This is a genomic window from uncultured Campylobacter sp. (genome assembly GCF_938045465.1).
Classification (GTDB): domain Bacteria; phylum Campylobacterota; class Campylobacteria; order Campylobacterales; family Campylobacteraceae; genus Campylobacter_B.
Map to the genome: position 1 here is coordinate 1 of NZ_CALIBF010000035.1, position 12,030 is coordinate 12,030.

Here is a 12,030-nt window from a genome sequence, read left to right on the forward strand (position 1 = left end):
GGGGGGGGGGGGGATAATTACGCATATTTTTTCTAAAAGGAGTAAGAGATGGCAAGTCATGGACCAAGAAATCACGACAACAGAACCAGGACGGGATCTTGCAGAACCCCTAAGCAAAGAGCGGGCGATAAAAAACGCGGCAAAAAGTAGCGATCTCGCGTCGTAAGTCGGCGTAAGATTAAAATTTAAAGCGCTGCGAGCCGAAACTCTCGGCGCTTTAATAAATTTTAAATCGCGCAAACAACCAAATGGATAAAATTTTAGAATTTCATCGCAAGAGAAGTTTATGAAATATGAAATAATCGACGTCCATACCGCGCTAGAGATCGTTTTTAAAAATTTTAAATGGGCGCTACTCATTGGAATTTTGCTGTTGCCGTTAGGCGTAGGTGCCGTGATTTTAGTGCTTTTGCCGTTTCAAAGCATTTTGATCTACAACAAAAACAAAAGATATCTGATCGATATGCAAACGGGCAAAATCACCTTCCCTAGAAGCGACGTTGAAAATAGCATTGTAGCTGTTTTGCTCTGCGCGCCGTATTGGAATTTAATGCGCAGCAGAACCGTCACGGCAGATCAAATCGAGGATATGCGCTTAGAGAAAAAAGAGGTAAAAAGCGCCAATATTTTTAAAATTTTCCTAGCGGTGATTAAATTTTTTAGGATGAGCTCCAAAAGCGCCAAAACCGCTAGATTGGGGTGGCGCATTAATGATATCCAAACAAGATATTATCTCTACGTCTTTGGAAGCTTCGGCTCGACGGGACTATACTTTTATGACAAACAAAAGCGCGACGAGGTACGTAACGCCATACGAGAATGCGTGCGTAAATTTAGCGCTAAAAATATAGATAGGAATTTATTCTGAGATGATAATTATAAATCGAATGTTTTCGGGCGGCTATTTGAACGAGAGCTTGGGGCACGAAATCATCAATCTTTTTAAGGCAGATAACGGCAGGCACTACATCTATGTAAATCCTTACGGCACGATAAACGAGGATGCGAAGGATGCACACAAAGTCCTTTTAGTGCGTGCTATTTCGAAATACTGTTTCGAAATTTTAGCTTGCGCTAGCGAGTTCAAACTGCTTTTGAGCGATGAGCTTTTTGTCTGCGGCAGAAAGCGCGGCACTAAAGAGGAGCTTAAAAGACAATCCGAAATGATTGAAGCACAAAATATCGCTTACGGCGGTGTGCTTCTAAACGAGCTATTTGAAAGCGAAAACGATAGCCCCAATGCGGCGTATATAACGTTTGAGACGTCGAATTTTAAAAAACCAAAATTTAAATTTTACATCGTTGATGACGAGAAATTGATAGATGAAACGCACTTTTTCGTGCCATTTAAATTTTCCTCGCAATCTTTGAAGCAATATGTCCGCCACGAAAGCATACTGGATAAAATTTTCGCGCCCGAGCTTTGGCAAGAGAACGATACTACGAAGCGGATCAGGCTAAATGAAATTTTAAATTTCAAAGCTAAAGAGCAAAATATCTTAGAGATAATCGGCAAGATGGACGATGAGTTAAGCTTTTCAAATTGGATAGTCTATTATCTGCGAAACGATGCGGAGCTATTTTTGAAATTTGCGAGCGAAATTTTACGGCTAAACATAAGCGAGGACACGCAAATTTTAAGAGAATACAAAAATATAGATATTTTCATAAAAGATCAAAACCACGCAATCGTCATCGAAAATAAGATCAAATCCGGCATCAACGGGATAAGACACGATTTACAGAGCGATGCTGTGCGCTCTCAGCTAGATAAATACTCAAAGATTGCCGATAAGCAGGATTCAGGCGGTAGGGCAAGGTGCTTTTTGCTTTTACCTGATTATAGCTATGCGGATAGAGAGTTGGCGAAATTTGATGAGTATGGGCGCTATTCGGTCATAAGATACAGCGCGCTTTTAAAATTTTTTGAAACTCACGAATGCAGCTTGAAATTCTACGACGAATTCAAAGACGCGCTGCGAAAGCATGCGAGCGAATACAAAAAAGATTTTTATGAAATCATGGGAGAGCGGCTAATTATGACGATTTTGCGGCATAAAGGCTTATCGTCGTAATTCATATTGCGGTGCACAAAAGACATCCTAACATGCATAAATAAATTCCACTATTGATCGATCTGCATAAAGTCCCATATTTCTTAAATAGATTTAAAGCAACATTTAGCTATTATCACGCTTCATTTTTTCACAAAGGAAACCTAATGTTAGAAGGTATCGTTAGAGATAGTATCGGTAAAAGGGCTTCAAAATCCCTAAAACGAGATGGTTATCTAATCGCTAATATTTATGCGAAAGGATTTGAAAATATTAACGCAGCGTTTAAAGTAAACGACTTTATCAAGGCTATGCGCGCAAAAGAAGATCTTCCTTTCGAGGTTAGCGTGGGCGGTAAGACATATCGCGTTATAGTGCAAGAATACCAAAAGCACCCCGTCACAAATACCCTAACTCACGTAGATTTGCGAGTAGTTCAGGATGACGTCGTAAGCAAATATTTAGTGCCGGTTAAGGTAACTGGCGTCGCTAAAGGACTAAAAAACAAAGGTATTTTGGTGCAATCCAAGCGCCGTATCGCCGTAAAATGCGCCGGCAAAGATCTACCAAACGATTTTACGCTCGATGTGAGTGATCTTGACGTAGGCGATTCGCTTTTGATCCGAGACATTCCGGTAAAAGAGGGCGTCAGCATCATCCTAGACGGCTCAGTAGCGGTAGTCGGAGTCACTTCGGCTAAATAGGGGCGCCTATGATACTGATCGCAGGACTTGGGAATCCTGCTCAGAAATACGCAGATACCAGACACAACGTCGGTTTTATGCTAATCGACGAAATTTTAAAGACGGGCGGCTTTAGCGAGCTCAGCTCGTCTAAATTCCAAGGCGAGCTTTTTAAAAAGGGCTCGCTTCTTCTTTTAAAACCCCAAACTTTTATGAACTTAAGCGGCAACTCCGTAAAGGCGGTGAACGATTTTTATAAGCCCGAGCGCATCATTGTAGTGCACGACGATATAGATTTGGATCTAGGCGCCGTTAAATTTAAAAAAGGCGGCAGTAGCGGCGGGCACAACGGGATCAAATCGATCGACGCGCTAATCGGCGCGGATTACGAGCGCGTGCGTATCGGCGTGGGTAAAAAACAGCAGGATCAGGATGCGGCGGATTTCGTGCTCGGAAATTTTAACGAAAGCGAGCGCGAGAAGCTGAGCGAGATTTTACCCTACGTCGCGCGCGCAGTAGAGGAGCTCATTTGCTCGGATATAGAGCAGATCGCGCAAAAATTTACGATTAAAAAGGCTAGGGTGTGAAGTTATACGTAAAATACGCGGCTCTTTCCTATCTGAAGTATTTTTTTATCCTGCTAATAGCTCTTGAGTGCTTTTACGTAGGCATCGATGTGCTTACCAATCTCAAAGATTTTCCCTCAAGCGCGAATACCGCTCTTTTGTATATTGCTCTAACCGCAGCGGTCGCGCTTAGCTACACGCTGCCGCTAAGTCTTATTTTTGCGCTTATTTTGATGGGCTTTAATATGATCCGTAGCAACGAGCTGGTGAGCTTTTATGCGCTTGGAGTTAGCAAAAACGCTCTGATAATCCCTCCATTTTTGATCGCACTTGCGATTACTGCGAGCTTTATAGCTTTAAATTCCACCCCGTTCGCATACGCATTAAAATTTCAAAAGAATTTAACCGATTTATCGCCTACGGGGGGAGATATGTTTTTGAAATTTGAGGGTAAATATATCTACATCAAAGCTCTAAACGGCAAAAACGCAAATGATATAACGATCTTTGATGTGGGTGATAACTCCGTTGCTTCGCGCTCGCACGCAAGCTCTGGCGAATATGCAGGTAAAATTTGGCACCTGCGCGACGTAAATACCACTACTTTACCAGCGCAGCTTAAACTTGGAGGAAGTGGATTAAAAAGTAAGCTTAGCGCGCAGAGCGAGGCGCTTAAGGGCTTTGATCCAAGCTCAATTGCAAGCGTTTATGATACGAGTAATGTATATTCGATCAGGGATGCTTTGCGTTCGATCCGCACCTTTTCGCATCAAGGCGTAAATATCTCCACTATAAAAGCAAGTCTTTATAATATGATATTTTTTCCGTTGTTTGCACCTTTGGCGGTATTGGTTCTGTATTATTATCTGCCCGTTACGGGGCGATTTTTTAATCTCGCGCTGCTAAGCTTTGGATTTTTTATCGCTACGCTATGCGCTTGGGGTGTGCTTTTCGTGTTAATTAGGTTTTCTCTCAACGGTGTCATCATCCCAGAACTTGGCATTATCGTGCCCATAACAGCGCTATTAGGCTTCGCGGCATTTTTGGTTTTTAAGCATCGTTAAGCCTTGATTTGTTAGAATGGCGCAAAATTTATCGGTGGAAATTCTATGGATTATTCAAGCTTAGCCCGCAAATACGGCACTCCTTTATACGTTTACGATTTTAACGAGATACAAAAGAATTTCATAGCGCTCAAAGAGGCCTTCGCAGCGCGTAAGTCGCTCGTTTGCTTCGCGATTAAAGCAAGCTCGAATTTAAGCATTTTAAAATTTCTATCGGATCTGGGCAGCGGCTTTGACTGCGTCAGCATCGGCGAGCTGCGCCGCGCTCTGTATATCGGCGCAAAGAGCTATAAGATCATATTCTCTGGCGTCGGCAAGCAAGACAGCGAGCTCGAGTTTGCGCTAAGGTCGGACATCTTGCTGATAAATTTAGAAAGCGAAGCCGAGATGCTGCGCCTGGAGCAGATCGCGCAAAAGCTAAATAAGCCCGCTCGCATCAGCATCCGCGTAAATCCAAACGTCGATGCCAAGACCCATCCCTACATCTCCACGGGGCTAAATGAGAATAAATTCGGCGTCAGCATCGAGACCGCGCGCAAGATGTATATCTACGCCAAAAAGAGCAAATTTTTAAATCCCGTCGGTATCCACTTTCACATCGGCAGCCAGCTTACAGACATTTCTCCGATCTGCGACGCCGCAAAGATCGTAAGCGATCTGCTGCGCGAACTGCGAGCCCTTGAGATCGATATAAAATTTTTCGACGTGGGCGGCGGCATCGGCATCCGCTACGAGGATGAAAAACAGATCGTGCTCTACGACTACGCGCAGGGGATTTTGCGCAGCCTAAGCGGTCTAGACGTCACGATCGTGTGCGAGCCGGGGCGCTTCATCGCGGGAGCAGCGGGCGTCTTCCTTACTCGCGTGCTTTATGAAAAACAAAACTGCGGCAAGCGCTTCGTCATCGTTGACGGCGCGATGAACGATCTCATACGCCCGAGCCTCTACGGCGCGCACCATAAAATCGAGCTTGTAAGCGAGCGCAATTCCGCCTGCGAAAGCTGCGCGAGCCAAAGCGACACCGAGAATTCTACGGCACGAAATTCCTCTCAGCAAAGCGGCATTACGCAAGATTTAGCCGAGAATTTCACGGCGCAGAATTCCACGCATAGCAAAGCTTTCGGCATCGAGGCTAAGTCCGCTTCAGAGGATTTCGCACCGCAAAATTCTACGCCGCAAAACGGCGTTTCACAAAGCTTGCAAGGAAATTTCGCGCCACAGAATTCCTCTAATCTAAGCTCCGCCGTGGATAATTCTGCGCCGCAAAGCTCTGCAGAGAGCTTAAGCCTCTGCGACGTCGTGGGGCCGATCTGCGAAAGCGGCGATTTTTTGGCCAAAGGCGTTAGCCTGCCTAGCCTACAAAGCGGCGATCTGCTCGCGATCAAAAGCGCCGGCGCCTACGGATTTTCGATGTCGAGCAACTACAACACCCGCTGTCGCGCCGCCGAGGTCGCGGTTTACGACGGACAGGACCGCCTGATTAGAAAGCGCGAGAGCTTTGATGATCTAATCGCGCTCGAAAAGGATCTCGTATGAGCCGCGCGGCGAGCCGCTCAAAACAGGGCGCGATCTTAAATTTCAAACCCAAGCGCGCAGCAGCTTTAAATTTTAACGCAGCAGCAAGCACGGTCTTAAATTTTAAACGCACCGCTGCTTTAAATTCCAAGCCAGGATGCGCCCCTGTTTTAAATTTCAAATCCAAACAAAATGTGCCTCTAAATTTTACGGCAAAACGAAGCTCTGTTTTAAATTTTAACCGCACCCCTTTAAATTTCAGATCCCGCTGCAACGAATTTTATCGCGCTTTCTTAGCGTGCGGAAGCTACGGCGCAGTAATTGTAAGCGATGAAATTTTAAGTTCGCGCGGTAAGAATTTCAAAGCACAAAGCAGCAAGAGCGGCGGCATGAAATTTCTAAAACCGAAATTTAGGGGCGAGCAGAAGGAAGGTTGTGATGCAAAACATCGATGATCTGCGCGTTTGTATCGACAGGCTGGATGATGAAATTTTGCGCCTTATCGACGAGCGCATGGGGTTTGTCAAAAAAATAGGCGAGCTGAAGCAGACCGCTGGCAGCGCGATCTACCGCCCGGAGCGCGAGCGCTCGATCATCAGCAGGCTGGACGGCGGAAAGGCGCGAAATTTAAGCAAAGAGGCGATCGAGGCGATATTTTTTGAAATTTTTTCGGTTTCGCGAAATTTAGAAAAGCCGCAGATCGTCGCGTTTTTAGGGCCTTTCGGCACCTATTCGCACCAAGCCGCCAAGAGCCGCTTCGGCGCGGTAAGCTCCTACCTACCGCTCTCAAACATCGAGGCGGTCTTTAAGGAGCTTGATAGCGGCGAGGCCAAATACGGCGTCGTGCCGATCGAAAACAACACCGAAGGCGCGGTGGGCGCGACGCTTGATTGCTTGCGAAAATACGAAGGCGTCAAGATCGTCGCCGAAATTTATATGGATATCCACCACTGCTTTGCGAGCCATTGCGACGACGTAAGCACAGTGGATCAGATATTCTCGCATCCGCAAGGATACAATCAGTGCCTTAAATTTCTAGACGATCACGGCCTTAGCGGCGTTAAATTTACCGCGACCAAATCTACTGCGCTTGCGGCGCAGATGGCAGCTGCCACGCCGCACTCCGCCGCAATCTGCTCCAAGATCGCCGCCGATCTTTACGGCGTGCCGATGATGTTTCAAAAGATCGAGGACAACTCTGCCAATCGCACGCGATTTTTCGTGCTGAGCGACTTTAAAAACCAAAAGAGCGACCGCAACAAAACGAGCATCCTAGCCAAAACCGACGACCGTCCGGGCGGGCTCGTGGACTTTTTGCAGATGTTTCGCAACGAGGGGATAAATTTAACCAAATTAGAAAGCCGCCCTGTTAAGCTTAGGGATTTTAAATGCATCTTTTATGTCGATTTTGAGGGACATATCGACGACGAACGCGTGGCGCGCGTGCTGCAAAACGCGCAGAAAAACGGCCACGAAATCACATGGCTGGGAAGCTATATAAACGGAGGAGAGTGATGAAATTTAACGAATTTGTAGAAAATCTAAGCAATTATGAAGCGGGTAAGCCGATTGAGCTTGCGGTGCGGGAGTTTGGTATCCGCAAGCAGGACGTGTTAAAGCTTGCCAGCAACGAAAACCCCTTCGGCACGAGCGAGGCGGTGCAGGAGGCGATCGTGCAAAACGCCGCCTGTGCGCATCTCTACCCCGACGATTCGATGTATGAGCTAAAGGGCGCGCTCGCCTTAAAATTCGGCGTAGAGCCGCAAAATATCATCATCGGCGCGGGCAGCGATCAGATCATCGAGTTTGCGCTGCACGCCAAGCTCAATTCGCGCCGCGCGATACTGCAAGCGGGCGTTACCTTTGCGATGTACGGCATCTACGCAAGCCACTGCGAGGCTAAAGTTTACAAAACGAGCGCGCAGGAGCACGATCTGGCTGAGCTTTTAAAAATTTATAACGCGCACAGAGATGAAATTTCTGTCATCTTTTTGTGTGTGCCGAACAACCCGCTGGGCGAATGCCTGGATGCGGAGGCGGTGTATAAGTTCGCCGGCAGCGTGGATGAGGACACGCTTTTGGTGATCGATGCTGCATACAACGAATTTGCGGCGTTTAAAGATGAACGCAAAAAGCTCGATCCGAAATTTTTAATTCAAAATTTTAAAAACGTGCTCTATCTAGGCACCTTCTCGAAGGTTTACGGCCTGGGCGGCATGCGCGTAGGCTACGGTATCGCGCCGCGGCAAATCATAAGCGCGCTTTATAAGCTGCGCCCGCCCTTTAACATCACGACGCTTAGCCTCGCGGCGGCGATCGCGGCGCTAAAAGACGAAGCTTTCGTGCAAAAGAGCCTGCAAAATAACGCCGCGCAGATGAGCCGCTTCGAGGATTTTGCACGCGAGCGAAATTTGGAATTTATCCCTAGCTACGCAAATTTCATCACGTTTAAACTTAGCCCACCGATAGATAGCAGCGAGCTTTGCGAGCAGCTTCTGCGCCGTGGCATCATCATTCGAAATTTAAAAAGCTACGGGCTAAACGCCGTGCGTATCACGATCGGCACACAGGGGCAAAACGATCGCGTCTTGGGCGCTCTGGGAGAAATTTTGAGTGGATATTAAAAACAAAAGCCTAGAGGAGCTACGAGAGCTCTGCGCACAGATCAGAGCGCGCATCATCGAAGTCGTGAGCAAAAACGGCGGTCATCTAAGCTCAAATATGGGCGCAGTCGAGCTCATCGTGGCGATGCACTACGTATTCGACGCCGCGAGCGATCCGTTTATCTTCGACGTAAGCCACCAAAGCTACGCGCACAAGCTTCTGACGGATCGCTGGGAGGAGTTCGGCTCGCTTAGGCAGTTCGGCGGTATCAGCGGCTACACGAAGCCTAGCGAGAGCAAATTTGACTACTTCGTCGCAGGGCACGCCTCGACGTCGATCTCTTTAGCCGTGGGCGCGGCAAAAGCGATAAGCCTAAAGCGCGAAGATCGCGTGCCGGTGGTGCTCATCGGCGACGGATCTATGAGCGGCGGCATGACTTATGAGGCGATGAATGAGCTCGGCGATCTGCGCCTGCCCTGCATCATCATCCTAAACGATAACAAAATGAGCATCAGCAAGCCGATCGGCGCCTTTAGCAAATACCTAAGCCAAGCGATGGCGGGCGAGACCTATCAAAAATTTAAATCCCACGTAAGAGAGCTGCTCTCCCACGCTCCGCAGAGCGCGACATATATGGCAAAGCGCTTTGAAAATTCCTTAAAGCTCATCATCCCGGGGATGTATTTTGAGGAGCTCGGGCTCGAATACATAGGCCCGGTCGACGGTCACAACCTAGCCGATCTCATATCGGCGCTAAAGACGGCAAAAAGCGCGCGCAAGCCCGTCGTCGTGCACGCTCAAACTATCAAAGGCAAGGGCTATGACAAGGCCGAGGGATATTTGGAGAGCTGGCACGGCGTAGGGCCTTTCGACATTCAAAGCGGAGAATTTAAGAAAAAATCCGCCGCCAAAAGTGCCACGCAAATTTACGCCGAGGCTCTTTTAAATTTGGCCGCCAAACATGAAAACGTCGTGGGCGTAACCGCCGCGATGCCAAGCGGCACGGGTATGGATAAGCTGATCGAGAAATTTCCCCACCGCTTCTGGGACGTCGCGATCGCCGAACCTCACGCGCTAAGCTCGATGGCTGCGATGGCACGCGAAGGTTTTAAGCCGTACGTTACGATATATTCGACCTTCATGCAGCGCGCGTTCGATCAGATCGTCCACGACGCGGCGATTATGAATCTAAGCTTAGTCCTTGCGATGGATCGCGCGGGCATCGTGGGCGAGGACGGCGAGACGCATGAGGGGGTCTTTGACGTGAGCTTCTTAAACGCGATCCCAAACGTCAGTATGTGCGCGCCACGAGACGAGGCGAGCTTTAAACGGATCATCGAGTATTCCTACACGCACGAAGGGGTTTTAGCGATCCGCTATCCGCGCGGAAGCTTTATCTTGGGCTGCGACGAGACTGGCGCATCTGTAGTAGAGCTTGCAAAATCGGTGTTTCTAAAGCGCAGCGATAGCGCGCGAGTGGCGCTGATCGGCTACGGAAACGGCGCTGGTAGAGCATACAAAACGGCTACGGCGCTGGAGGGGCAGATAGAGGTGGATGTCGTAGATCTAGTCTTTGCAAAGCCTTTGGATGCCGAGTTTTTGCGAAATTTGGCTCGCAAAGATAAAATTTGGTACGTCTTTAGCGACAATGCCAAAAAGGGCGGTGTAGGTGAAATTTTAAGTGCATTTTTGCAGGAAAATGAAATTTCGGACGTAAAGATCGTGAGCTTCGAATTTGCTGATATCTTTTTACCGCACGGCAAGACCGCCGACGTGGAGCGTAGCTTGGGCTTGGATATCCAAACTCTAACCGAGCGAATATTAAGTGATAAAAAGTATTAGTTAATATCAACTTTGTTTAAAGTAAAATTTGATAATATCACTTTAAAATTTTTGAAGGACAAAAATGAGCCACGTAGAACTACTCAAAACCTGCGGTTTGAAAGCAACTCCGCAAAGATTGTGCATCCTAAAGGTGCTCGATCGCCACGAACATCCAAGCATAGATGACCTATACGAGGGGATCAAAGAGGATTATCCATCCATTTCGCTAGCGACTGTTTATAAAAATTTAAATACCCTGCTCGACGAAGGGGTCGTAGTCGAGGTCAATGCGCCGAATAAAAAGAGTCGCTACGACATTTATCAGATGCCGCACATCCACGTCGTATGCGAAAAATGCGGTAACGTCACGGATCTTTTCATGGATGATGCCTTTAATAAGGACGTTTTGAAAAACATCGAGCGCAAAGCGGGCAATTTCATCCGCAAGCTAAATATCACGGCTACGGTCGAAGACTGCGAAAAGTGTAGATAGTTTAAAGAATTTTCTGCTATTATTACCCACTTTATTTTTGGAGCGGGTATGCAAACTAAGCGTAAATTTTTATTGAGCGACGATTCGATTTTGCGGACGCTAGAGCGTGCGGGGCTGAAATGTCGCAAGGTAAAGATCGCTTGGTTTTATACTTCGTTCTACCCCGAAATTTACTACATCCGCCAAAACGACGAATGCTCTTTGCACCATAAAAAAGAGGATCTCGACAGGCAAACTCTAAATTTTAAAATTTCAAAAGATGATTTCAAAGAGGCTTTAAAAAGCAGGATCGCCCGCGTCGTGCAAAAAAACCGCTACGGCTTTGCCAGCGACGAAGCGGAGTTTTGGCTAGAGCTTTACGGCGGCGAGCTAAGCACGCTCGCGATTTTACGAGCGAAATTTCAAAACGAGGCGGCAAGCGCAAATTTTGATTTTGTAAAAACCTTCGGCAGCAGCGATTTTTGCGAGATTACCGACGATTACCGCTACAAAAGCCGCTATCTGGCGCGCTACGGCATCCCGCCGCGATCTCTTGATTTCGCGCACGCCCGCAGCGTTTTTGAAAAATTTAGCCGAGTTAAATTTTTCGCGCCGCCCTATGCGGACAGTGTTAAGCTCGCGCGTTTGGCGCTTGAGCTAGCGTGGATACGGGCATGCGGCGCAAAAAGCGAGTATCAAAAAAGCCTGGCCCCCGAAGCTCTTCACGAGCTGCGCGTGCAGATTCGTAAATTTAGAGCCGTTTTGAAGCTATCCTCGCCGCTTTTCGAAGCGGAAAAAAAGGATGAAATTTTAAAACTTCTCGCAGAATTTATGAGCCGCAGCAATCAGCTGCGAGACCTTCACGTTTTTGCGGAGTTTTTAAGGGCCGACGACGCGCCTGCGGGCTTTTTGCAGCAGCTAAATCTTATCGCAAAGCGCTCGGAGGATAAAATTTTAGAATTTCTTTCTAGCGTGGAATTCGCAGATTTAAACGGCGCTATTAGCGGCTTTTTAAGCGGCGCGGACGGCATCTACGCGCGTAGCGAATATGAAAAAATTTCAAAAAAGTTCGCCTCCGCCCGCCTTTGCAAGCTGATTAAAAGCTTGCGCGTGGAGCTAAAAAATTTGCAGCAAGGCTCATCTCTGCAGGTATTTCACGACGTGCGCATAGGGCTAAAGAGGCTGCAATACGCGCTTGAAATTTTTGCAAGAAGCTTTGATGAAGGCTGCGTCAGGGAGCTGTTTAAA

12 protein-coding genes and 1 pseudogene are annotated in these 12,030 nt (G+C 47.5%); all 13 read left to right on the top strand.

Annotation, left to right across the window (positions count from 1 at the left end; all coding sequences use genetic code 11):
* The first annotated feature begins 286 nt into the window (after nt 1–286).
* Nucleotides 287–868, top strand: a complete 582-nt coding sequence (locus tag Q0413_RS02065; RefSeq protein WP_298986808.1) for a hypothetical protein — start codon at nt 287–289, stop codon at nt 866–868.
* Nucleotide 869: 1 nt separating this feature from the next.
* Nucleotides 870–2,075, top strand: a complete 1,206-nt coding sequence (locus Q0413_RS02070) for a PD-(D/E)XK nuclease family protein (RefSeq protein ID WP_298986810.1) — start codon at nt 870–872, stop codon at nt 2,073–2,075.
* Between the two features lie 146 nt (nt 2,076–2,221).
* Entirely contained in the window at nt 2,222–2,758 is a 537-nt protein-coding gene (locus Q0413_RS02075) for a 50S ribosomal protein L25/general stress protein Ctc (protein WP_177388523.1), read from the top strand.
* A gap of 8 nt (nt 2,759–2,766) precedes the next feature.
* Nucleotides 2,767–3,324: an aminoacyl-tRNA hydrolase gene (gene pth, locus Q0413_RS02080; RefSeq protein ID WP_298986812.1), complete on the top strand. Its 558-nt coding sequence runs from the start codon at nt 2,767–2,769 to the stop codon at nt 3,322–3,324.
* Nucleotides 3,321–4,367 carry an LptF/LptG family permease gene (locus Q0413_RS02085; protein WP_298986815.1) on the top strand — a complete coding sequence of 349 codons (1,047 nt, stop codon included), beginning with the start codon at nt 3,321–3,323 and terminating at the stop codon, nt 4,365–4,367. The genes pth and Q0413_RS02085 overlap by 4 nt, the downstream gene beginning before the upstream one ends.
* A gap of 45 nt (nt 4,368–4,412) precedes the next feature.
* Nucleotides 4,413–5,348 (top strand): annotated as a pseudogene (lysA, locus tag Q0413_RS11195) (diaminopimelate decarboxylase); the annotation flags it as partial.
* A 264-nt stretch (nt 5,349–5,612) separates the two neighbouring features.
* Nucleotides 5,613–5,903, top strand: coding sequence for a hypothetical protein (locus tag Q0413_RS11200; RefSeq protein ID WP_366939628.1), 291 nt, complete (start codon nt 5,613–5,615; stop codon nt 5,901–5,903).
* Entirely contained in the window at nt 5,900–6,337 is a 438-nt protein-coding gene (locus tag Q0413_RS02095) for a hypothetical protein (protein ID WP_298986819.1), read from the top strand. Before Q0413_RS11200 ends, Q0413_RS02095 begins: the two co-directional genes overlap by 4 nt.
* Complete coding sequence (gene pheA, locus Q0413_RS02100) at nt 6,321–7,397, top strand: prephenate dehydratase (protein ID WP_298029288.1); 1,077 nt, start codon at nt 6,321–6,323, stop codon at nt 7,395–7,397. The genes Q0413_RS02095 and pheA overlap by 17 nt, the downstream gene beginning before the upstream one ends.
* Complete coding sequence (gene hisC / locus Q0413_RS02105; protein WP_298986821.1) at nt 7,397–8,506, top strand: histidinol-phosphate transaminase; 1,110 nt, start codon at nt 7,397–7,399, stop codon at nt 8,504–8,506. The genes pheA and hisC overlap by 1 nt, the downstream gene beginning before the upstream one ends.
* On the top strand, nt 8,496–10,328 hold the full coding sequence (gene dxs, locus Q0413_RS02110) for a 1-deoxy-D-xylulose-5-phosphate synthase (protein WP_298986823.1): 1,833 nt from the start codon (nt 8,496–8,498) through the stop codon (nt 10,326–10,328). The genes hisC and dxs overlap by 11 nt, the downstream gene beginning before the upstream one ends.
* Nucleotides 10,329–10,392: 64 nt before the next feature.
* Nucleotides 10,393–10,803: a Fur family transcriptional regulator gene (locus Q0413_RS02115; RefSeq protein WP_005869540.1), complete on the top strand. Its 411-nt coding sequence runs from the start codon at nt 10,393–10,395 to the stop codon at nt 10,801–10,803.
* A gap of 48 nt (nt 10,804–10,851) precedes the next feature.
* Nucleotides 10,852–12,030 (top strand): CHAD domain-containing protein (locus Q0413_RS02120; protein ID WP_298986825.1); only part of this gene is annotated, 1,179 nt, incomplete at its 3' end.